21 protein-coding genes and 3 pseudogenes are annotated in these 22140 nt (G+C 70.3%); 13 read left to right on the forward strand and 11 right to left on the reverse strand.

Features of this window, described 5'->3' with window-relative positions:
• Nucleotides 1-30: 30 nt before the first annotated feature.
• From AB0D74_RS20165 to AB0D74_RS20185, 5 genes are all read right to left on the reverse strand, one after another.
• Complete coding sequence (locus tag AB0D74_RS20165) at nucleotides 31-1167, reverse strand: LLM class flavin-dependent oxidoreductase (RefSeq protein ID WP_362588311.1); 1137 nt, start codon at nucleotides 1165-1167, stop codon at nucleotides 31-33.
• A gap of 31 nt (nucleotides 1168-1198) precedes the next feature.
• Complete coding sequence (locus AB0D74_RS20170) at nucleotides 1199-2383, reverse strand: NAD(P)-binding domain-containing protein (RefSeq protein WP_362588314.1); 1185 nt, start codon at nucleotides 2381-2383, stop codon at nucleotides 1199-1201.
• Nucleotides 2373-3101 (reverse strand): CE1759 family FMN reductase, encoded by a 729-nt coding sequence (locus AB0D74_RS20175; protein ID WP_362588317.1) that lies wholly within the window; start codon nucleotides 3099-3101, stop codon nucleotides 2373-2375. Before AB0D74_RS20175 ends, AB0D74_RS20170 begins: the two co-directional genes overlap by 11 nt.
• A gap of 118 nt (nucleotides 3102-3219) precedes the next feature.
• Nucleotides 3220-4407, reverse strand: a complete 1188-nt coding sequence (locus tag AB0D74_RS20180; protein WP_362588320.1) for a CE1758 family FMN-dependent luciferase-like monooxygenase — start codon at nucleotides 4405-4407, stop codon at nucleotides 3220-3222.
• Nucleotides 4408-4593: 186 nt separating this feature from the next.
• Entirely contained in the window at nucleotides 4594-5718 is a 1125-nt protein-coding gene (locus AB0D74_RS20185; protein WP_362588323.1) for an MBL fold metallo-hydrolase, read from the reverse strand.
• A gap of 492 nt (nucleotides 5719-6210) precedes the next feature.
• Here AB0D74_RS20185 and AB0D74_RS20190 point away from each other — a divergent pair, with 492 nt between their 5' ends.
• From AB0D74_RS20190 to AB0D74_RS20205, 4 genes are all read left to right on the forward strand, one after another.
• Complete coding sequence (locus AB0D74_RS20190; RefSeq protein ID WP_362588327.1) at nucleotides 6211-7950, forward strand: pyruvate dehydrogenase; 1740 nt, start codon at nucleotides 6211-6213, stop codon at nucleotides 7948-7950.
• Between the two features lie 268 nt (nucleotides 7951-8218).
• Nucleotides 8219-11071, forward strand: coding sequence for an AAA family ATPase (locus AB0D74_RS20195; RefSeq protein WP_362588330.1), 2853 nt, complete (start codon nucleotides 8219-8221; stop codon nucleotides 11069-11071).
• Nucleotides 11072-11229: 158 nt separating this feature from the next.
• Nucleotides 11230-11610, forward strand: coding sequence for an SsgA family sporulation/cell division regulator (locus AB0D74_RS20200; RefSeq protein WP_362588333.1), 381 nt, complete (start codon nucleotides 11230-11232; stop codon nucleotides 11608-11610).
• 59 nt (nucleotides 11611-11669) lie between these two features.
• Nucleotides 11670-12227 (forward strand): hypothetical protein, encoded by a 558-nt coding sequence (locus tag AB0D74_RS20205; RefSeq protein WP_362588336.1) that lies wholly within the window; start codon nucleotides 11670-11672, stop codon nucleotides 12225-12227.
• 107 nt (nucleotides 12228-12334) lie between these two features.
• Here AB0D74_RS20205 and AB0D74_RS20210 read toward each other — a convergent pair whose 3' ends face one another.
• The 3 genes from AB0D74_RS20210 to AB0D74_RS20220 form a co-directional block, all read right to left on the reverse strand.
• The gene (locus tag AB0D74_RS20210; protein WP_362588339.1) at nucleotides 12335-13036 is read right to left on the reverse strand and encodes an NAD(P)-binding domain-containing protein; all 702 of its coding nucleotides are present in this window, start codon (nucleotides 13034-13036) and stop codon (nucleotides 12335-12337) included.
• A gap of 25 nt (nucleotides 13037-13061) precedes the next feature.
• Nucleotides 13062-14087: an LLM class flavin-dependent oxidoreductase gene (locus AB0D74_RS20215; RefSeq protein WP_362588342.1), complete on the reverse strand. Its 1026-nt coding sequence runs from the start codon at nucleotides 14085-14087 to the stop codon at nucleotides 13062-13064.
• Nucleotides 14088-14209: 122 nt separating this feature from the next.
• Nucleotides 14210-15130, reverse strand: a complete 921-nt coding sequence (locus tag AB0D74_RS20220; protein WP_362588345.1) for an NADP-dependent oxidoreductase — start codon at nucleotides 15128-15130, stop codon at nucleotides 14210-14212.
• 204 nt (nucleotides 15131-15334) lie between these two features.
• Between AB0D74_RS20220 and AB0D74_RS20225 the strand changes: the two genes are divergently transcribed.
• Nucleotides 15335-16285, forward strand: coding sequence for an NmrA/HSCARG family protein (locus AB0D74_RS20225; protein ID WP_362588348.1), 951 nt, complete (start codon nucleotides 15335-15337; stop codon nucleotides 16283-16285).
• Nucleotides 16286-16394: 109 nt separating this feature from the next.
• Nucleotides 16395-16862 (forward strand): MarR family transcriptional regulator, encoded by a 468-nt coding sequence (locus AB0D74_RS20230; protein WP_362588351.1) that lies wholly within the window; start codon nucleotides 16395-16397, stop codon nucleotides 16860-16862.
• Between the two features lie 29 nt (nucleotides 16863-16891).
• Here AB0D74_RS20230 and AB0D74_RS20235 read toward each other — a convergent pair whose 3' ends face one another.
• Entirely contained in the window at nucleotides 16892-17380 is a 489-nt protein-coding gene (locus AB0D74_RS20235) for a carboxymuconolactone decarboxylase family protein (RefSeq protein WP_362588354.1), read from the reverse strand.
• Between the two features lie 111 nt (nucleotides 17381-17491).
• Between AB0D74_RS20235 and AB0D74_RS20240 the strand changes: the two genes are divergently transcribed.
• The 7 genes and pseudogenes from AB0D74_RS20240 to AB0D74_RS20270 all read left to right on the forward strand — a co-directional run.
• Nucleotides 17492-18436 (forward strand): pirin family protein, encoded by a 945-nt coding sequence (locus AB0D74_RS20240; protein ID WP_362588357.1) that lies wholly within the window; start codon nucleotides 17492-17494, stop codon nucleotides 18434-18436.
• A gap of 31 nt (nucleotides 18437-18467) precedes the next feature.
• Nucleotides 18468-18806 carry a GNAT family N-acetyltransferase gene (locus AB0D74_RS20245; RefSeq protein WP_362588360.1) on the forward strand — a complete coding sequence of 113 codons (339 nt, stop codon included), beginning with the start codon at nucleotides 18468-18470 and terminating at the stop codon, nucleotides 18804-18806.
• A gap of 72 nt (nucleotides 18807-18878) precedes the next feature.
• Complete coding sequence (locus tag AB0D74_RS20250) at nucleotides 18879-19283, forward strand: MarR family winged helix-turn-helix transcriptional regulator (RefSeq protein ID WP_362588363.1); 405 nt, start codon at nucleotides 18879-18881, stop codon at nucleotides 19281-19283.
• Between the two features lie 91 nt (nucleotides 19284-19374).
• Nucleotides 19375-20481, forward strand: coding sequence for an LLM class flavin-dependent oxidoreductase (locus tag AB0D74_RS20255; protein ID WP_362588366.1), 1107 nt, complete (start codon nucleotides 19375-19377; stop codon nucleotides 20479-20481).
• Between the two features lie 38 nt (nucleotides 20482-20519).
• Nucleotides 20520-20951: a tetratricopeptide repeat protein gene (locus tag AB0D74_RS20260; RefSeq protein ID WP_362588369.1), complete on the forward strand. Its 432-nt coding sequence runs from the start codon at nucleotides 20520-20522 to the stop codon at nucleotides 20949-20951.
• Between the two features lie 80 nt (nucleotides 20952-21031).
• Nucleotides 21032-21157: pseudogene (locus AB0D74_RS20265) on the forward strand (sensor histidine kinase); the annotation flags it as partial.
• Between the two features lie 43 nt (nucleotides 21158-21200).
• Nucleotides 21201-21302, forward strand: a pseudogene (locus tag AB0D74_RS20270) (DNA-binding response regulator); the annotation flags it as partial.
• A gap of 48 nt (nucleotides 21303-21350) precedes the next feature.
• On the opposite strand, the gene AB0D74_RS20275 reads toward AB0D74_RS20270, so the two are convergent.
• Both AB0D74_RS20275 and AB0D74_RS20280 read right to left on the reverse strand, forming a co-directional pair.
• The gene (locus AB0D74_RS20275; protein ID WP_362588372.1) at nucleotides 21351-21869 is read right to left on the reverse strand and encodes a DUF937 domain-containing protein; all 519 of its coding nucleotides are present in this window, start codon (nucleotides 21867-21869) and stop codon (nucleotides 21351-21353) included.
• Between the two features lie 24 nt (nucleotides 21870-21893).
• Nucleotides 21894-22140 (reverse strand): annotated as a pseudogene (locus AB0D74_RS20280) (hypothetical protein); the annotation flags it as partial.

Here is a 22140-nt window from a genome sequence, read left to right on the forward strand (position 1 = left end):
CGCTGCGCGAACCGTTGCTCGTGCACGGCCTCAGGGCCGTGCCTTGTCGAGCTCGCTCGCGGCGTCGGCGACGCTACGGCCGTGGACCGCGGGGCGTTCGCCGTAGGGATCCGCGTCGGTCCACAGGGCCGTGGGGGCGGCCTTGCGGACGACCGGGATGACCTCGCTCGCGAAGCGTTCGAGCATGTCGAGCTGCTGCTCGTGCGGGATCATCGTGGGCAGGCTGAAGGACTGCAGGTCGTGGCCGAACGCCTCGTGCCACCACAGGATCTTCTCGGCGACCTGCTGCGGGCTGCCGACCAGCACCGGCCCGTGCGCGATCGCGTCGTCGATGGTGCCGAACGTCATCTCGTTGCCCGGCGTGTGCTTCCCGGCCTGGTTGAAGTAGGCGACGATCTTCTCGTAGGTGGGGCCGAAGGCGTCCCGGGCCTCCTGCGTGGTGTCCGCCAGGTACAGGAATCCGGCGCCGGCCGCGACGTAGGCGAACCGCGGGTCGTGGCCGTGGGCCGCGTACTGCTGCCGGTAGTGGTCGATGAGCACCGTGTAGTTGTCGCGGGGCTGGATCGCGTTGGCGGAGAAGAGCGGGTCCCCCCACTCGGCGGCCAGCTCGGCGGAGGTCTGCGTGGTGGCCGAGCCGTGCCAGATCCGGGGGGCGCCCGCGAACGGGCGGGGCAGGCTGGTGACCTTGTCGAGCGGTCCCCGGAAGCGGCCCTCCCAGGTGACCTCCTCCTCACGCCACAGCCGCCGCAGCAGCTCGTACTTCTCCGCGAGCGCGTCCCACTGGTCGCCGTTCCCGATGCCGAACATGGGCAGCTGGCGCATCTCGTTGCCCTTGCCGATCACCAGTTCCAGGCGGCCCCGGGAGAGCTGGTCGACGGTGGCGTAGTCCTCGGCCACCCGCAGTGGGTCGTGGATCGACAGGACGGACACGCCGGTCTGGATCCGCACCCGGCTGGTGGTCGCGGCGATCGCGCCCAGCAGCACGGTGACACCGCTGCTGAGGAATTCTCCCGCGTGCCGCTCACCGAGCGCGACGGCGTCGAATCCGAACTGCTCGGCGTAGCGGGCCGACGTCAGTGCCTGGGCGTACCGCTCGTCGGTGCGGATCCGGCGTCCGGACACCGGATTCGTCAGATGCGGAAGGATGTCAAGAACCTGGAATCTCATGCGGTTGCTCCATGGTGGGCTGACGGACGGCTCAAGAGGCTTGCGCGGAGGCAGGGGCGTCGTCGGCCCCGGCACGGTGCGTGGACCGCTGTCCGCCGAGGTACCTGGCGATCGCCACTGCTGCGCTGCGGCCGGCGCGGTTGGAGCCGACGGTGGACTGGGACGGCCCGAATCCGACCAGGTGCACTCGGGGTTCGCCTGCGACCTGGGTGCCGGCCATCCGGATGCCGCCCTGGTCGTTGCGGAGCACCAGGGGAGTGAGGTGGGCGAGTGCCGCCTTGAAGCCGGTGGCCCAGAGGATCGCGTCCACGGCGGTGAAGGAGCCGTCCGCCTCGCGCACGCCGTCGGGCTCGATCGACGTGAACATCGGGTGGCGTTCGAGCGCGCCGCGCTCCCTGGCCGCCAGCGCGTACGGGGTCCAGGCCAGACCGGTGTAGGAGACGACGCTGCCCGTGGGGCTGCCCGCCTCGACATCTGCGAGGACCTTGGCGATGATCTCGCGGCCCTCGACCTCCGGGTTGAACCCGCCGTCCCGGAAGAAGGGTTCGCGGCGGGTGTACCAGAAGGTGGTCGCCACCCGGGAGATCTCCTCCAGTTGCTGGAGCGCGGAGATGCCACCGCCCACGACGGCGACCCGCAGGCCGGTGAAGTCCTCGGCCCTGACGTAGTCGTGGGTGTGCAGCTGACGTCCGGTGAACGTCTCCTGCCCGGGGTAGTGGGGCAGGACGGGATTGGTCCAGGTACCGGTCGCGTTGACGACCACCCGGGTCAGCCAGCTGCCGTGATCGGATTCGACGACCAGTTCGCCGTCGGGGTCCGCGTCGGCCCGACGTACGGTGGTGACCCGCACCGGCCGCAGGATGGGCAGTTCCATCCGCTGCTCGAAGTCGGCGAAGTAGCGCGGTACCGCGGTACGGCTGGGCTCCTGGGGTTCGATCGGAGGCTTGGGGAACCCAGGAAGATCGAAGATCCCGTTGACCGTGGCCATGCGCAACGACTCCCAGCGGTGGCGCCATGCCCCGCCGGGAGCGGGTTCGCCGTCGAGTACGACGAACGTGCGGTCCGCGTACGCGGCGTCTTCGTCCAGGGCGCTGACGAAGCCGCGCCGCTTGAGGTGGTAGCCCGCCGACAGCCCGGACTGGCCTCCGCCGATGACCACGACGGAGGCCCTCCGCGAGGACTGCGAGCCGTAGGGGCCTGCCTTGTCAGAGGTCATGTCGCGGCTCCTGCCGGCGGACGGGGGCGACGCCTCCGGTGGCCAGGCGCATGAGATCGGTGTCGAAGTCGACGTCGTCGACGGACCGCTCGGCGGCGGTGGCGTTCCCGCCGAACTGGTGCTGGTAGCCGCCCCAGTTGCTGTCGGCGATCTGCCGGCCGGCTCCGGAGCGCAGCAGGACGGCGAGTTCCTGTGCGGCACGGGCGATGCGCTTGCCGAGGTCGGTCGACCCCCAGTCCTCGGGAGTGGCGTACAGGGAGGTGGGCATCGGCAGGGCCCGGAGGAACGCGAACAGGGGCCGGAGATGCTCGTCGACGACCATGGCGTGTCGTGCGCTGCCGCCTGTCGCGGCGAGAACGACGGGCCTGGCGATCAGCAGGTCGTTGTCGATCAGGTCCACGAAGGACTTGAACAGGCCGCTGACGGCGGCCTTGTAGACCGGAGTGGCGGCGATGACCGCGTCGGCACCGGCCAGCAGCTCCATGACCGACTGGACCTTCGGGGTGAGCATGCCGGACACGATGCCCTGCGCGATGTCCGCGGCGAGCGGACCGAGATCGATCGAGCGTACGGTCGCCGTCGTGCCCGCGGCCCGCAGGACGTCGATCGTCTTCTGGGCGATCCGGTCGGCGAGCAACCGGGTCGACGACGGGTCGCTGACACCCGCGTTGACGATCACGAGCGTGACCGCAGGGGCAGGTGCCGGATGGTCGCTCATGCGATGTTCCTCGCCGTCTTCCGTGTCGTCGGTGTGGCCGTCCGCGTGGGCCCGGCGATGCGGGCCGAGGACACGGCGGCCGTGACATGCCGGGCGGGTGCGCGGCCGACGCCCGCCATCAGAACGCCGCCGGGAAGTCGGCCGCGACGTTCGGCGCGCTGTCCTGGTACGGCGAGGTACCCGACAGGTTGTCGCCCCGGTTGGGGTTCGGACGCGGCTGGCGCGGTTCGGCGTCGCCGTACTTCGCCTTGACCAGTGAGGCGTGTGTGGGTGCGTCGGGGACGCGGGGCCTGCGGCGGGCAGCCATCTCCTTGCGCAGCACCGGCACCACCTCGGTGCCCAGCAACTCGACCTGTTCCAGTGCCATGTCGACCGGCAGGCCGCCGGAGTCGACCGCGAAGAGTTGACGCTGGTAGTCGCCGAAGCCCTCCTGCCAGGTGAGGACCTTGTCGATCACTTCCTGCGGGCTGCCGACGGTCATGGGTGTAGCGGCCCTGTAGTTCTCCAGCTTCATGCCGCGGAACATCGAGTGGCTCTCGAAGTAGGGCCGGTAGGTGTTGATCGCGTCCTGGGACCGCCGGGCGATGAACGCCATGCCGCCGAGGCCGACGATGGCCTGCTCGGCGGTGCCGTGGCCGTAGTGCTCGTAGCGGCGGCGGTAGAGCTCGACGATCGGCTTGAAGTGGAAGTTCGGGGCCAGGATGTGGTTGGCGAAGAACCCGTTGCCGTAGAACGCCGCCTGCTCGGCGGTCTCCGGGCTGCGGATCGAGCCGTGCCACACGAACGGCGGGACGTCGTCCAGCGGGCGCGGTGTGGAGGTGAAGCCCTGGAGCGGGGTGCGGAACCGTCCTTCCCAGTCGACCACGTCCTCGCGCCACAGCCGGTGCAGCAGGTTGTAGTTCTCCAGGGCGAGCGGCACGCCCTCACGGATGTCCTTGCCGAACCAGGGATAGACCGGGACGGTGTTCCCGCGCCCGAGCATCAGGTCCAGGCGCCCCTTGGCCAGGTGCTGCACCATCGCGTAGTCCTCGGCGATCTTCACCGGGTCGTTGGTGGTGACCAGGGTGACCGCCGTGCTGAGGACGATCTGCTCCGTCAGGGCCGCGATGTGGGCGAGCACGGCCGGAGGAGAGGACGGTACGAAGGGCGGGTTGTGATGCTCCCCCAGCGCGAACACGTCGAGGCCCACCTCGTCGGCGCGCCGGGCGATCTTGACGATGTTGCTGATCCGCTCGGCCTCGCTCTGGGTCCGACCACTGGTCGGGTCCGGTGAGATGTCACCGATGCTGAAAATGCCGAACTGCATGGCGGGGCTCCTAGGGTTTGCATGACTGTGCACATGATTCATCAAGTTGACGTGTCACATAAACCCTGGCCGGGTGAATCCGCTATGGCATTGCTCACGCCGCCCGTGTCGTTCCCGGGGGCCCTGCTCGCGCGGGCGCGGCCGGTGTGACGGCACCGGCCGTGCCCCTGGCAGCGGTCTTCTCCGTCAGCAGCCGCAGCCCCCCTGGTGGGTCGTTGTCGTGTACGCCGCCGTGGTGACCGTGGTGGCGGTGGAGGACTCCTGGTCCTGGAGGATGCGGCCGTTCAGCATGTCCTCCATGACCTGCATGAAGAGCTGGGCGTCGGAAGTGCCCACGATGAACGGGTTGTCGGTGCTGGTCAGCTCTGCGATGCGTTCCAGGCCGTAGTCGCTGAACGGGTGGTTGTTCAGCTCGATGTCGACTCCGGCCTGCGACATCGTCGAGGCGAAGCTGATCGCCGAGGCGAGGTAGGTCTGTTTGTCGGTGGTGGCGGTGGGCGGGTTGGTGCCGCCCCAGAGCATGGCGGTGTGTGCGGTGCCCTGCCAGTGGACGGGGAAGACCGGGGAGACGGTGCCGGGGGTGTGGCCCGGGGTGTAGTGGAGGGTGACCGTGGTGCCGCCCAGGGTGAGTTGCTGGCCGTCGGTGATGTCCAGGTCCCGGGTCGGGATGTTGGCTCCCGAGCTGGTGGCGAGGGTGGTCCAGTCGGTCGGTGACATCAGCACGCGGGCGCCGTAGGTGTCGGCGAGGTACTGCGCGCCCGCGTAGTGGTCGGGGTGGGCGTGGGTGACGACGACGTACTTGATCGTCGACGGGTCCGCCCCGAGGGCCTGCAGCCCGGGGACGATGGTGCTCTGGGCATCACTGGGCGAGGTGAGCGAGTCGATCAGGATGATTCCCCCGGAGGTGAGGATCGCCGTGGCGGACACCCAGCCGACGCTCAGTACCGCAACGTCGTCGAAGATCATCGTCGGGTCCGGAGCGTCGGGGTGCGGCGGGGTGAAACCGGAGGTGAGCGCGGTGACAAGGTCCGTCAGGATCGGGTTGTCGCCGGCCAGTGCGGTGGCCTGGTCGAAGTAGTCCTGCGACGTCGTGCCGCCGCTGCTGGTGCTGGAGGGAGTGATCGAGGGGGTGCTGGACGGCCTGCCCGTAGGCCTGGCGGTCGCGGCTCCGGCGGCGTGCCCCGGAAGGAGCGTCGTGGCACCGGCGGTGACCGCCGCGGCGGCGCCGACCTGCCAGAAGCGGCGGCGTGTGAGGGATCCGTGCTCCGTGGGGGCTGCCGGTTCGTTGCTCTCGGTTCGCGGCTCGTTCATGCGTGCGGCTCCTTGCTGGTGGATGAGTCTCGGGTTTTCCTCGGGCGGTGACGGCGGTCGTCCGTTGTGCTGCTCGGGGGCTGACGGAAAGGAATGCGAGGACGGTCGACGGGCGATCAGGCGCTGTGGCCGAGCGCGATCCGGCCGGTCCTGTGACGTGGCAGTCGCCCCAGGGTGTCGACGGGGGCGGGGCGCTGCCTTCGGTGTGCAGGAGCATGAGGGTGACGCCGCTCGCGGGCCAATATCGATGGCGACAGCGAATGCGCTCCGGCGGTGTCCGATCCGACATTGCGTCAGTTGCCGCTGAGGACAAGGGGAATGGGCCGCGCACCGGCGTGATGCTGCTCCGGGGGCTCGCCGAGGTCCGGCGCCTGCGCGGCCCCCAGGAGGGAGCAAGGGCGCCCCTGCCACCAGGGTGGATGCATCAACTACATTGGGGGCTGTCGAGAGTCACATGAGACCGGTGTGCAGTCCGAGGGGAGAAGTCCGGCGATGCGGAATCTGACCGTGGCCCAGCAGATGGTGGACATCCTGCGCCAGGCAGGCGTGGAGCGGATCTACGGCGTGGTGGGTGACAGCCTGAACTCGGTGGTCGACGCGGTCCGCCGTACCGACGGCATCGAGTGGGTGCACGTACGGAACGAGGAGGCCGCCGCCTTCGCCGCGGCAGCGGAGGCGCAGCTGACCGGCAGGCTCGCGGTGTGCGCCGGCAGTTGCGGCCCCGGGAACACGCATCTGATCCAGGGGCTGTACGACGCGAACCGCTCCGGTGCGCCCGTGCTGGCACTCGCCTCGCACATCCCGTCCCGCCAGATCGGCACCGGTTTCTTCCAGGAGACCCACCCGGAGCGGCTGTTCACCGAGTGCAGCGACTACTGCGAGATGATCAGCACCCCCGAGCAGATGCCCAGGATCCTGCGGATCGCCATGCAGCGGGCCCTCGGCAACAGCGCGGTGTCGGTCCTGGTGATACCGGGCGATGTCGCGCACGACGAGGCGACCCACCCGACGGGCAGCAGTGACCTGGTCACCGAGCGCGGCCGGGTCCTCGCGCCGGACTCGCAGATACGGGCGCTGGCCGAGAAGCTCAACGCGGCACGCAAGGTGATGCTGTTCTGCGGCGCGGGAGTACGGGACGCGCACACCGAGGTCATGGCGCTGGCCGAGAAGGCAGCCGCCCCCGTCGGGCACACCCTGCGGGGCAAGGAGTGGATCCAGTTCGACAACCCGTACGACGTGGGCATGAGCGGTCTGCTCGGCTACGGCGCCTGCTTCGACGCGATGCACGAGGCCGACCTGGTCGTCCTGCTCGGCACCGACTTCCCGTACAACGACTTCCTGCCGCAGGCGCGGACCGTGCAGATCGACCACGACGCGGGCCGCCTCGGCCGTCGCACCGTGCTGGAACTCGGGGTCCACGGCGACGTCCGGGAGACGCTGCGGGCCGTGCTGCCGCTGGTCGAGGCGGAGCGGGACCGTGCCTATCTGGACCGGATGCTGCACAAGCACGCCAAGTCCCTTGAGACGGTGGTCTCCGCCTACACCCGCGACGTCGAGCGGCACACTCCGATCCACCCCGAGTACGCGGCCTCGGTTCTGGACGAACTCGCCGCCGACGACGCGGTGTTCACCGTCGACACCGGCATGTCCAACGTCTGGGCGGCGCGCTATCTGACCCCCAACGGGCGGCGCCGGGTGATCGGTTCGTTCCTGCACGGCACGATGGCCAACGCGCTGCCGCACGCCATCGGCGCGCAGTTCGCCTACCCCGGCCGCCAGGTGGTCTCGATGTCGGGTGACGGTGGACTGGGCATGCTGATGGGCGAGTTGCTCACGGTGAAGCTGCACGACCTGCCGGTGAAGACGATCGTCTTCAACAACTCCTCCCTGGGCATGGTGAAGTTGGAGATGCTGGTCGAGGGGCTGCCCGAGCACGAGACCGACCACGAGCCGGTGGACTACGCGGCGATCGCCCGCGGCGTGGGCATCGAGGCGATCCGCATCGAGCGTCCCGGAGACGTCGTCCAGGGACTCAAGCGGGCGCTCGCCCACGACGGACCGTTCCTGGTCGATCTGGTGACCGATCCCAACGCGCTGTCCATCCCGCCGCACATCTCGGCCGCCCAGGTCAAGGGATTCGCCTTCGCCGCGGGCCGGACCGTGCTCGACGGCGGTGTCGGCAGGATGCTCGACCTGGCCCGCGCCAACCTGCGGAACATCCCCCGCCCCTGAGACCACCGGCACCGGCTGGCCGGTGACGCACCGGTCGCGCCCGGTGAGCAGCCATGTGCCCGCCGCGGGCCGCGCCGACCGTGCACGGCCGCCGCCTGGTGCAGGCGCTCCTCCTGGTGGCGGGCGTGCCGGTGGTCCTTCCTGGTGGCGGGGGCGCCGGTGGTCGCGTTCTCCTGTGACGATTACTTTGGGATGCACCTGATGGGACGTGTGCCGTCCCGAGCCTCAGGTGACGCGACTCGCCTCGCTTCCGCCCCGAGGACCGCCCGTGAAACCGACCCGGCTGCAGCCCCCGCCGTTCCCCGCCGACGATGCGCGTCGTCGCCCCCCGGTGCGGGGCCGGCTCGCGGAATGCGCCGTGGTCGGCACCCGGTTCGACGCGCTGGCCCAGGGCCGCGGCGGGGTCCTCTGCCTGGAGGGACCGCCCGGCAGCGGCAAGACCCGGCTCCTCACGGAGGCCTGCTCGACGGCCGGGCGGCGGGCGTTCCAGGTGTTCCGGGGCGGCGCGGACCCCGACAGCCAGTTCGTACCGCTGGCCCCGCTGCTGGAGGGCACCCTCACCGCCGGGAAACCGCTCTTCGACACCGTCCGGCTGCGCACCCTGGCCACCGCACCCGAGCAGCGCTTCTGGCTCCTGCAGGAACTCCAGGACCAGCTGGAGCGGGCCGCCCTCGACTGCCCCCTGGTGGTGATCCTGGACGACGTCCAGTGGTGCGACGACCTGACCCTCCTCGCCCTGCGCACGCTCTCGTCCCGGCTGTCCGCCCACGCCATCCTGTGGCTGGTGGCGGTACGGGGCGGCAGCAGCACTCCGGAGGTCCGCACCACACTGGACCGGCTGGAGCGGGACGGCGCCTTCCGGGTCGGCCTCGGCCCGCTCTCCGATGCCGCCGTCAGGGAGATCACCCAGGACGTTCTCGGGGCCCCTCCGGACACCGCGACACTGGACGTCGTCCGGCGCGCCGAGGGTGTTCCCCTGCTCCTGGTGGAGCTCCTGCACGGCATGACCGCCGAAGGCCGAGTGGTCGTCACGGACGGCGTCGCCCGCCTGGTCGGCCACCGCCTGCCGGCCCGCTTCCAGACCTCCATCCGGCAGCGTCTCTACAGCCTCACCGAGCCCACCCGGGAAGTCGTCCGCGCGGCTTCCGCCATCGGACACACCGTCACCGTCGAGCTTCTCGCCGAGCTCCTCGACCGGCCTGTCGGCGCCCTGGTCGCACCGGTGCAGGAGGCCCTCGACTCCGACCTCTTCACCGAACGCGAGGGCCGGCTGGTCTTCCGCCACGACCTCATCCGCGAAGCCGTGGCGGACAGCCTTCCGGAGTCCGTACGAAGGGCACTGCGACGCCACGCGGCGGAGATCATCCTGGCCCGCGGAGCATCGCTGAGCGAGGCGGCCTCCCTCGTCATGGACAGCGCGGAACCCGGCGACCAGTCCGCTGTGCGACTGCTGCGGGCCGCCGCCTCGGAGCTGGCGGAGACCGCTCCTTCGGCGGCGGGAGAACTGAGCCGCAAGGCACTCGACCTCACCGCAGCCCACGCACCGGAGCGGTCGACGATCATCGCCGAGACGATGGTGCTCCTGTGGCGCGCCGGGCGCGCCACACAGGCGCGCGCTCTCGGTGCGACGGCGCTGCCCGGCACCCTGCCCCGCGAGGCGGAGGCGCGGGTGCGCCTGAGCCTCGCGCGCGTGTCGAGCCAGTACGACTTCACGGAGGGAGCGCGCCAAGCCGGCATCGGAGCGGCCCTGCCGGGGATCCCGGAGTGCCTGCGCGCTCACCTTCTGGCCCTGCACTGCCTCGATCTCGGACTGGTGGGGGACTACGGAGCCACGGCCCGGGCCGCGGTCGACGAGGCGCTGCGGTCCGCGCGGCACGTGGGGGACAGGGCCGCGCTGGCCACCGCCATGACGGCCCACTCGGTCGTGCTCTACTACCAGTGCGACTGGGCGCGGGCGTTCGAACGTGCGGACGAGGCCGAGAACATCGCGTCCGAAGCGGGTTTCTCGCGCTCCCTTTGGGTGCCCGAGGCGCTGTGGAAGGCTTTCATGCTCAACGCGGCAGGGCGTACGGCGGAGTCGCTCGCCGAGTCGGAGACCGGTATCAGGGACACACAGCGGCAGGGCCAGGCCGCCGCGATGCGCCTGTGGCTCATGAACCGCTCCCGCGTCCTGCTGGACGCGGGCCGGCTGTCCGACGCCCGAGCGGAGGCGGAAGCGGGCACAGCCATGGCCGACGAACTGGGCATGGGCAACTTCGCCGACGCGACCCTTCTCCACACCCTGCTCCGGGTCGCCCTGCACACCGGCGACCGCGACGCGGCGCAGGCCTACGCGGCCGAGGTCAGGCGCATGGTCGACGATCCGGCGCTACTCGTCCGCAACGCGGGTTCCTGGCTGCTGGCGCTCACGGCCGACGCGGAGGACCGCCCGGAGCGGGCCATGGCACTGCTCGACGAGTCGTTCACCACGTTCGAGCAGGTGGGCCCCTCGCTGGCGAGTCCCGACGACCCCGCCGACCTCCCCGTCTTCGTACGCATGGCGCTGCGTGCGGGTGCCCAGGACCGCGCCGCCGCCGCGGTCGCCCTCGCCGAGCGGCGAGCCGGCCGCAACCCCGGTTTCCCGGTCCTCGCCGCGGCAGCCGCCCACGCCCGGGGACTGCTCGACAACGACACCGCGCACCTGCTGCACGCCGTGGATCTCTACGACGGGATCGAACGGCTCCTGCCACGCGCCTCGGCCCTGGAGGACGCCGGGCGAAAGCTGGCCCTCGCCCACCCGACCGACGCGGTACCCGTGCTCGGCGCGGCGCTCGACCGCTACAGCGAAGCGGGCGCCGAGCGCGACGCCGCCCGTGTACGCCGCCGGCTACGGGCGCTGGGCGCACCGCGACGCCGTACGACACCCCCCGACACCGTGACCGCGTGGCCGGAACTGACGGCGTCAGAGGTCGCCGTGGTGCGGCTGGTGGCGCAGGGCATGACCAACCGGCAGGTTGCCGAACACCTCGTGAACTCACCGCACACCGTCAGTTCCCACCTGCGGCACGCCTTCCTGAAACTCGGTCTGACCTCGCGTGCCGAACTGGCCCGGCTGGCGCGAGAGCGCGAACACACGGAGTAACCGATCCGTATCCCACATTCGCCTGCGGAACAGACCAGAAGGCGTGTGATGTGGCGATTCGCACCGTTATGTCACGCTCATCTCTGTCAGACCCCCATAGACGGAGGGGTGAAATGAGAAAGCCAATTCACTCGGTCGCGTACGGAACGACGGCTCAAGTGAACGTCAGGGGTGAGCCCGCGGTTTTCCTCCCGGCGGAGCTGCGCTACAGAACCGCCGATCCCTACGCCGTGTGCCTCTCACTCGGTGCGCCCCTCACCAGTCCGGTCAACTGGCTCTTCGCCCGCAGTCTGCTCGCGACGGGACTGCGGCTGTCGGCCGGCACGGGAGACGTGCTGGTGATCCCCCGGCACCGCGGACAACAGGACCGCGTGCGCATCGTGCTCCGGTCGCGTGCCCAGGAGGCGGCCGTCGACATGGGCACCTCGATCGTCAGGGCGTTCCTTCTGCGGACCTTCGCGCTGGTGCCCGAGGGCAGTGAGGGCGCCCATATGGACCTGGACCGCACGGTCGCCGAGCTTCTGGAAGGCGCCGAATGACTTCCGGTACGGTCCGGCCCTTCCTCTGCGAAAAGAAACCCCTGCCTTTCGGAGTTGCGATGCCACTCGTGACACATACATCGACGCGTTCGTACGATCTCGGCTTCCTGAGGATCTATGTTCTGCATTCGGACGGCCGGTCCGCCCCGGCTCCCCCCTGGGCATCCGACCCCGACGCCGCAGACGCCCTCTACGCGGCGATACACGGTCACGGTTCGGTTGCCGCTCGCGAGGGGCAACAGGAGCCCTGCACGCACGCGGGTGACATCGTCTTCTGCGACCCGCAGCGGTCGGAGGTCACCCGGTGCGGCCACTCGTGCGCCATGACCGTCCTCCGCGTTCCCCGGCGCAGCCTGGGCATCGCCGAATCCGACCTGCGCCGTATCCACGGGATGCGTCTGGCCTGCGCGGAGGGAGCGCGGGCGCGGGTGGCCCGCTTCCTCACCGCGCTCGTCTCGGAGGCGGAGTGCCGGAGGGCGCGGATAGGGGACAGGCTCGCCCGCAGTGCCGTGGACCTGCTGGCCGTACTGGTCACGGAGTGGGCGCTGGAGCGACGGGCGGAGGCGGCGAACGCCTGCCAAGGACCAGAGGGCCGGTTCCGGCGTCCGCCGGAGTAGGAGCCGGAGCCGGAGCAGGAGGCCTGCGAGCTCGAAGTCGGCGTCGCCGCGCTGGGAGGCCCCGTCGTAGACCGATGCCCGGCTGCCGAAAGTGTCGGATCGGCCGATCAGGCCGCGTCCTCCGCCGAGTTCGCGGCGGCGGCCCGTGCGCCGAGTACGGCTCGTCCGCGCTCCGACTCCGGGAAGCGGAGGAGCATCGCACGGAGTTCTTCGGCGCCCACGTTGGCACCGAACGGCTCGGTGCCCGGTTCCAGTCGTACCCCTTCGGCCAAGGGGCCGGCCACGACGGGGTCGAAGCCGACCGTGTCGACGATGCGCGCGACGGTGGAGAGGTCGTTCGGATCGTCGCCGGCGATCGCGATCGCCTTGCGTCCGGGTGTTCCAGGGCGTCGGGCTCCGTCCTCCAGATCGTGGTAGCCCATGTGGTTGAACGCCTTGACCACTCGTGAATCCGCCAGGTAGCCCTGAACGATCTCGCTGGAGGAGGTGAGCGGGTCGGTCAGGTCCTCGCGGATGCCGTCGACTTCCCACCAGTAGTTCATGGCGTCGATCACGAGCTTGCCGCGCAGCGCGTCGACGGGGAGAGCGCGGTACTTGCCGAGTGGAAGCGCCAGGACGACGACGTCCGCCGCAGCCGCGGCCTGGGCCGAGGTGACCGCGGACGCGCCAGGAGTGAGGACCTCGACGGTGAGCGCGATCCTGGCGGGTTCGCCCGAACCCGCGATGAGCACCCGGTAGCCGGCGGCCAGGGCCAGCCGCCCCAGCGCCGTGCCGACCTTGCCCGCACCCAGGATGCCTACGGTGTTCACGGCGGTGATGGGCCCGTTCACGGTGTCAGCCCGCCAGGATCTCGTGGACCATCGGGAGCACCTTGGTGCCGTACAGCTCGACGGCACGCAGCCGGGCGCTGATCGACTGGTTGCCGTAGATGAGGTCGAAGCGGCCTACGCCGAGTGCCTTGATGGCGTGGGCCATCTTGCGGGCGACGGTCTCCGGCGACCCGACGTAGAGGGAGCCGTGCTCGACCTCCGAGTCGTACTCCTCCTTGCGCACTGGCGGCCAGCCCCGCAGCGCGCCGATGCGGTCCCGGACGATCTTGTAGCCCGGCCAGTGCAGTTCCCGGGCCTGCTCGTCCGTGTCGGCGATGAAGCCGGGGGAGTGCATGCCGACCGGGTGCGCGGTGGTGCCGAACTGGTCGGTCGCGCGCCGGTAGAGGTCGATGAAGGGCGCGAAGCGTTCCGGGTTGCCGCCGATGATGGCGATCATCAGCGGGAAGCCGTAGCGCGCGGTGCGGATGACCGACTGGGGAGAGCCGCCGACGCCCACCCAGGTCCTCAGGCGGCCGGACTCGGTCTTGGGGAAGACGTCGGCGTTCTCCAGCGGAGCCCGGGTGCTGCCGCTCCAGGTGACGGGCTTCTCCTCCAGCAGCCTGGCGAAGAGCTCGATCTTCTCCTCGAACAGCACGTCGTAGTCGGCGAGGTCGTATCCGAAGAGGGGGAACGACTCGGTGAAGGAACCGCGTCCGAGGATGACTTCGGCCCGGCCGTCGGACAGTGCGTCCACGGTCGCGAACCGCTGGAACACGCGGACCGGATCGTCGGAGCTGAGCACGGTGACGCCGGAGCTCAGGCGGATCCGGCTGGTGCGCGTGGCGATGCCGGCGAGCACGGTCTCCGGGGTGGTGATCGCGAACTCCGGGCGGTGGTGTTCGCCGAGCGCGATGACGTCCACGCCGGTCTCCTCCGCGAGGACGGCCTCCTCGACCACCTGGCGGATGGCCCTCGCGTAGGACACCGGGGCGCCGAGGTCGTCCTCCGGCACATCTCCGAAGGTGTCCAGACCGAAGACGAGATCAGACATGGAGGGCTCCTGGGCAGGCCGATTGTTGAGGTGTCAATCATCCGGATATTTGAGTGACGTGTCAACCAAAGGCCGTGGGGGCGTCAACCGTGCGCGCCCGGGTGGGCGCCACCCCGGAACCTCTACTCCGTCACCAGGGCGATCTTGCCGGCCACGTGGCCGGTGCGGCTCGCCTCCAGGGCGGCGGCTGCTTCCGTGAGGCCGTAGGTGCGCGCGACCGGCACCCGCAGCCGGCCGTCCTGGATCAGGCCCAGGATCTCCCTCAGGGCGCGAACCCCCTGTCCGGCCGCACCGCCCGCATGGATCTGGACACCGGTCCCGGCGGCATCGAATGCCACCAGCGTGAGAACGCGCTCCGGGCCGCCCGCCAGTTCGATCGAGTCCGGGATCTCGCCGCGGCCGGACGCGTCGACGACGGCGTCGACGCCGCCGGGGGCGATGGCCAGGACCCGTTCCACCAGTCCGGGCCCGTAGGTGACCGGCAGGGCGCCGAGTTCGCGCAGCAGCCCGTGACGGGGTTCGCCGGCCGTGCCGATGACGCGGGCGCCACGGGCGACGGCCAGTTGGACCGCGAAGGTGCCGACGCCGCCGGCGGCTGCGTGGATCAGCACCGTCTCGCCCTCGGTGACCTTCAGCCGTTCCAGGACCGCCCATGCGGTGCCGCCCGCGCCGGCGAGGACGCCTGCCACGTGCCACGGCACCGTTCCGGGCCTGGCGACCAGCGCGGCGGGATCGGCCAGCGCGAACTGGGCGTAGGAGGGCGTGAGCGAAGTGCCGAGCACCTCGTCGCCGACCTCGGTCCCGGTCACTCCCTCGCCGACGGCGTCGACCACACCGGCCACGTCGGACCCCAGGCTCGCGGGCAGGGTCAGCGGGATCTGCTCGCGCATCGCCCCCTGGAGGATCTTCCAGTCGACGGGGTTGACGCCGGCGGCGCGCACGGCCAGCCGTACCTGGCCAGGCCCGGGAGCCGGGGGCGTCACGTCGACGACACGCAGTCGTTCCGTGGTGCCGTACTCGGAGAACTGCACTGCAAGGGACATCTCGTGGCTCCGTCTTCTTCAGCGGATGTGCCCGTCCGAGGCTAGCAAGAGGGTGATGTATCAACATCTTGGGCGCGCGACCTTGCGCCGCTCGGGCGGCTTCCATGTCGATCGTGGCTGGATCCCACCCCGCAAGTTGATTCGTCAACCAGAATGTGCTTCGGTTGATGTGTCAACGATCTCTCCTTCGTCAGGGGTAATGACATGAGTGAGCAGAAGGTCATCGCGGTCGCCGGAGCCGCCGGTGCGCAGGGAGGCGGCACCGCGCGGGCGATCCTGGCCGATCCGGACTCGGGTTTCACGGTGCGTGCGCTCACCCGGAACCCCGACTCGCCCGCGGCCAAGGAACTCGCGGAGCTCGGTGCCGAGGTCGTGCGGGCGGACTTCCATGACGAGCCGACCGTGCACAAGGCGTTCGCGGGAGCCTACGGCGCCTTCCTCGTCACCAACTTCTGGGCGCACGGTTCGGCGGCCAAGGAGACGGAGGAGATCGGGGTTCTGGCGCGGGCCGCGCAGAATACCGGGCTGCGGCACGTGGTGTGGTCCACGCTGGAGGACACCCGCGAACTGCTGCCGCTCGAGGACGAGCGGATGCCCGTCCTCCAGGACAGGTACAACGTCCCGCACTTCGACGCCAAGGGCGAGGGCAACGAGCTGTTCCGGCGGGCCGGGGTGCCGACCACCTTCCTGAACACCACCTTCTTCTTCCAGGGCTTCCTGTCGATGATGGGCCCCAAGCGCGCCGAGGACGGCGTGCTGACCCTGACCCTGCCGCTCGAGGACGGCAAGCTGCTCGCGGGTGTGGACGTGAACGACATCGGCCGCACCGCGCTCGCCATCCTCAAGGGCGGCGACCGGTTCGTCGGCCGGACCGTCGGCCTCGCCGGCGACCACCTGACCGGCGCCCAGTACGCGCAGAAGCTGGGCGCCGCGATCGGCGAGCCGGTGCGCTTCCAGTCGGTGCCCTACGACGTCTTCCGCTCCCTGGGCGTACCGGCGGGCGACGAGATCGCCAACATGTTCCAGTACTACGGCGACTTCGACCAGGAGTTCACCGGCGCCCGTGACCTTGATCTCCTGCGGGAGATCAACCCGGCGCTGAAGAGCTTCGACGACTGGCTCGCCGAGAACGCCGCGGACATCCAGGTGGGCTGACCCGCCACGCGTCTTCAGCGGCACGCCGGCGTGCCGCTGAAGCGGGCGCGCACGCGGTTGGTGTCCGGCGCCTATTCGGTGAACTGTCAACTACGTTTACACTTGCTCCATGGAGCAGACGGTGCGTTGGCTGACGGCGGAGGAGCAGCATGCCTGGCGGAGCTTCGTCCGCATGCATGAGAGGCTCATGGGCCGCCTGTCCCGCTTGTTGCAGGCGGAGTCCAACGTCTCGCCTGCGGACTTCGCCGTCCTGGTCGAGCTGACGGACGTACCGGACGGGCGGCGGCGGTTTCTCGATCTTGCCAGGGCGCTGGAGTGGGAGAAGAGCCGGATGTCCCACCACATCGCCCGGATGGTGAAGCGCGGGCTGGTGGTGCGGGACGAGTGCCCCGAGGACGGCCGAGGCGCGTTCGTGGTGATCACGGACGAGGGGCGGGCGATGATCGAGGCCGCTGCCCCGCGCCATGTGGAGGCGGTGCGCGAGCTCTTCCTCGACCACGTCACGCCGTCGGAGCTGCGGTTGCTGGCCCGCGTCTCCGAGCGTGTGGTGGAGAAACTGGACGAGGACCCGGCCTGACGGGCCGAGCGCCGGCCGCCCCCACTCGTCTACTCGTCCTGAACCGGCGGCACCGGGTGCCTGCTCATGACCGACACGCGATTGAACGCGTTGATGGTGACCGCCACCCAGATCGCGGCTGATATCTGGTCCTCGGAGAGGGCCTGCCGCGCGGCCTCGTAGGCGGATGTCTGCGCCGCGGTGTTCAGCGGATCGGTCGTGGCCTCGGCCAGCGCCAGGGCGGCGCGCTCCTGGGGAGTGAACAGGTCGGTGTCCCGCCACGCGCTCAGGATTCCGAGTCTCCGCGTTGATTCGCCGGCGCGCAGGGCCGCCCGGGTATGTACGTCGAGGCAGTAGGCGCAGCCGTTGAGTTGCGACACGCGGAGGTTGATCAGTTCCACGGTGGTGCGGTCGAGCCCGGCCTCGGCGGCTGTTGCCCGGACCGTCTCGGCGGCCTGTACCAGCGCATGGAAGGCCTTGGGGCTCTGCTTGTCGATGAAGATCCTGCGCGGCGGGGAGCTGCCGGGGCGGTTGCTCACGTCGGGGTCTCCTTCGGGCCACGCTCGGAGTGGCCGGTGTTCGGACGGTGTTCGGACGGTGTTGTGGTCAGCGGCCGACCACCATGGCATTATAGTTGATGTGACAACCAGATGGTGTGGGAGGTGCTCTCGGTGAGCAACGTGGAAGTCGACGTCCTGTCGGCACGTGAGGTCCCGCTGGGCGGTCCGCGTGCGATGCACGTACGGCGGACGCTGCCCCAGCGGGAGCGCACGCTCATCGGCGCCTGGTGCTTCGCCGATCACTACGGCCCGCACCGGGTCGCCGAGTCGGGTGGCATGGACCTGCCCCCGCATCCGCACACCGGCCTGCAGACGGTCACCTGGCTGTTCAGCGGCGAGGTCGAGCACCGCGACACCCTCGGCACCCGCACGCTGGTCCGGCCCGGCGAGATGAACCTCATGACCGGTGGATACGGCATCGCCCACTCGGAGGTCTCCACCCCGAACACCACCGTCGTCCACGGCGTCCAGTTGTGGGTCGCGCTGCCCGGGGAACACCGCGACACCGCCCGGGACTTCCAGCACTACGTGCCCGAACCCGGGCAGGTCGACGGGGCCGAGATCAGGGTCTTTCTGGGTTCGCTTGCGGGCCGGACCTCTCCGGTCCGGGCCTTCACGCCACTGCTCGGCGCCCAGATGGTCATCGCACCGCACGCGGCGCTCACCCTCGCCGTGGACGAGACCTTCGAGCACGGCCTCCTCGTGGACAGCGGGGACGTCCGCCTGATCGACACCCTGCTGCGGCCCGCGGAACTCGGCTACGTCCCCCGCGGCGTGGACGCCCTGACGCTGGTGAACGAGACCGACGCCCCCGCGCGGACCATCCTCCTCGGAGGCCCTCCTTTCGAGGAGGGGATCGTCATGTGGTGGAACTTCGTCGGCCGCAGCCACGAGGACATCGTGAAAGCCCGCGAGGACTGGGAGGCCTCCTCCGACCGCTTCGGCGTCATCGAGGGCTTTCCCGGGGGCCGGCTCCCCGCACCGGCCCTGCCGAACGCCGTGCTCACACCGCGCCGGAACCCGCCGACCCGCTGACCCGCTGACTCCCCCTTACGAAAGGCCCACCATGAGCGAGTCCTCCACCATCACGGTCGTCGAGCGTGCGGACGCCGATCGCCGGTACGTGATCCTGGTCGACGGCCGGCGCGCCGGTCTGACCGCCTACCGCGACCTGGGTGCGCAGCGTGTCTTCTTCCACACGGAGATCGACGAGGCCTTCGCCGGCCAGGGGCTGGGGGCGCAGCTGGTCCAGCAGGCGCTCGCCGACGTACGCGCGTCCGGAATGCGGATCGTCCCGGTCTGCCCCTACGTCGCCAAGTTCCTCAAGCGGCACACCGAGTTCGCGGACATCACCGACCCGGTCACACCGGACGTCCTGCGGTGGCTGGAGGCACAGCTTGGCTGAGTGGTCCCGGTGAACGAGGCGCCGGGACGCCTCGGTCCCGCGGAGTGCGATGCCTGGCGCAGTCTGGTCCGGATGCAGGAGAGACTTCACGGCCGGGTGGCTCGCCGCCTGCACGCGGACTCCGGCCTGTCCGCCGCCGACTACATCGTGCTGGTCCATCTCACCGAGGCGCCCGGCGCCCGTATGCGCTCCGCGGACCTGGCCCAGGCGGTGGAGTGGGAGAAGAGCCGGATGTCGCACCAGATCTCCCGCATGGTCAAGCGCGGGCTGGCCGTCCGGGTGGAGTGCCCCGAGGACGGGCGCGGCGCGTTCGTGGTCGTCACCCCGCAAGGGCGGGACATGATCGCGTCGGCCGCGCCCGGCCATGTGGCCACGGTCCGCGATCTCTTCGTCGACCTTCTCACGCCGGAGGAGCTCGGCACGCTCGCGAAGGTTGCGGGCCGTGTCGTCGAGCAGTTGGACAAGCGGTACGAGTAGCGCTGCGCGCGGCGGCAGCGGAATAGGCGCCGTGATGCCCGTGTTCCCATGGCGTAGTTGATGCGTCAACCAGATGGAAAGGCTGAAGACGATGCAGTTCGGCATCTTCACCGTCGGTGACGTGGCCACGGACCCGAACACGGGCCGTACGCCGACCGAGCACGAACGGATCAAGGCGATGGTCGCCATCGCGCAGAAGGCCGAAGAGGTGGGGCTCGACGTCTTCGCGGCCGGTGAACACCACAACAGGCCGTTCGTGCCGTCCTCCCCGACCACGATGCTGGGCTGGATCGCCGCCCGTACCGAGCGGATCATCCTGTCCACGTCGACCACGCTGATCACCACCAACGACCCGGTGAAGATCGCCGAGGACTACGCGATGCTCCAGCACCTGGCCGACGGCCGGGTGGACCTGATGATGGGCCGGGGCAACACCGGCCCGGTCTACCCGTGGTTCGGCAAGGACATCCGCGAGGGCATCAACCTCGCCGTCGAGAACTACGCCCTGCTGCGCCGGCTGTGGCGCGAGGACGTCGTCGACTGGGAGGGCCGGTTCCGCACGCCGCTGCAGGGCTTCACCTCCACCCCGCGCCCGCTGGACGGTGTCCCGCCGTTCGTCTGGCACGGCTCGATCCGCTCGCCCGAGATAGCCGAGCAGGCCGCCTACTACGGTGACGGCTTCTTCCACAACAACATCTTCTGGCCCAGGGAGCACACGCAGAAGCTGATCGACGTGTACCGGCAGCGCTACGCGCACTACGGACACGGCAGCCCCGAGCAGGCGATCGTCGGCCTCGGCGGCCACGTCTTCATGCGCCGCAACTCCCAGGACGCCGTACGCGAGTTCCGCCCGGTCTTCGACCACTCACCGGTGATGGGCGGCGGAGTCTCCATGGAGGAGTACATGGCGCAGACCCCGCTGACCGTCGGCACCCCGGAGCAGGTCATCGAGAAGACGCTCAGCTTCCGCGAGTACGCCGGGGACTACCAGCGTCAGCTGTTCATGGTGGACGGCGGCGGCATCCCGCTGAAGACCGCCCTGGAACAGATCGACATGCTCGGTGAGGAGGTCGTACCGGTGCTGCGGAAGGAATTCGCCGCGAACCGGCCCGCCGGCGTCCCCGACGCCCCCACCCACGCCTCGCTCCTCGCCGCACGCGACGCGGCCGGCACACCGACCACCGCACGGGCGGTCTGAGACCACCCCGCGCACGCAGCTCGGGAACGGAGGAAACGATGACCGACAGCTTCAACGACTACCCGGCCACCGACGGAGTGGCGCCCGACCGGTGGGCAAGCGCTCTGCACCTGTTCGACAACGGCGCCGGCGCACCGCACGAGGAGAGCACCGCCGAGCGCTGGGAGCGGGCGCAGCTGCTGTTCGAAGGCAGGGACTACATCGGCGCGGCACGGCTGCTCACCGACGTCGTCCAGGAGGTCCCGGAACAGACCGGCCCCAGGCTGTTGCTGGCCCGCGCCTACTACCACTCCGCGCAGCTGCGGCGCGCCGAAGACCAGTTGCGTCAGATCGTCGAGCGCGATCCGGTGGAACACTACGCCCACCTGCTGCTGGGCCGGACCCTGCAACGCCAGGGCCGCCACGACGAGGCGCAGCCCTGGCTCCGTATGGCCGCCGCCTTCGCCGGGGAGTTCCCCGACGACGACTGAGCCGTGCGGCGGCGCAGGTGCGAGCGGCGGATGCGCACGCACCTGCGATCAGCCTGAAACGGATCCCGGGCCAGGCTCATGTCACGGACGACGGTCCGCCCCACGCGGCCAAGGGACTTGGCACCGGGCACGGCCTCATCGGCATGCGCGAGCGCGCCACGGCCGTGGGCGGAACCGTCACCGCCGGTCCACGGCCGAAGTGCTGATTCCGCGTCGTCGCCGAACTGCCCTGTCCCCGGCACCTTCCGGCTGCTCATCGACGCACAACCGGACATGAAGGTAGTCGCGGAGGCGTCCGACGGCCGGTCAGCCGTACAACTGGCCCCGTCCGAGCGGGCCGACGCCGTGGTGAGGGGGCATCCGGGCCGGCCTCCGACCGCGTGACGCGGCCCGGAACGACTACTTCTTGCCGCCGCCGAGGAGCTGCTCCAGCAGCTCACCGAGGCCACCCGGGCCTGTGCCGGGAGCCGTGCCGCTTGAGGGGGCATCCCCAGATGCGGTCCCCTTGGCCGCGGCTGCACGCTTGGCGAAGACAGCCATCACCACGGGAATGAGCACCCTGATGATCCGGTCGACGTTCGCGGCGGGAATGCCGGTCTTCTTCGACACCGCCTGCGCGACGGGCCTGCTCATCTTGGCGAGCAGACCGGCCATCAGGCCCCCGGCGAGCCCGCCGCCCAGGGTGGCCACGCCCTGCAGCGGAGGTTCGGCGGCCTCTGCGACGGCTTCGCGTACCTCCATGGCGTCCTCGTCGTCCGCGTCGGCCTGCTCCCGCAGCCGGCTGCTCATCGCGCCTGCGGTCGCGGCCACCGCCTGGCGGGCCCCGTCGGTGTCGGTGCCCAGGAGCCCGGCGATCTCGTTCAGATCCTGGTCGCCGAGTTCGCCCAGTACGTCGTCCTGAAATGAAGATTCACTCATGCCGCAAACGCTAATGCGGCACATTCATGACATACCGCGCCACGCCGGGCATCGCCCGTGGGTGAGCGCCTGCGCCTGCCCCTCTGGTGGGAGGCGTCCGGAGCGCGCTCTGGTCACGGTCGCCTTCGGGTTCTCCTGGCGGGCGAGGAGGCCGGACGCGGTCACCTGGGCGGTGCGGCGCAGGGCGTCGGTGAAGCCGATGCGCATGGCCGCCAGTGCGGGATCGGAGGCGTGGGCGGCGAGGACGGCTTGCGGGGCACAACGGCACGCT

The organism is Streptomyces sp. NPDC048278 (genome assembly GCF_040652195.1).
Taxonomy (GTDB): domain Bacteria; phylum Actinomycetota; class Actinomycetes; order Streptomycetales; family Streptomycetaceae; genus Streptomyces.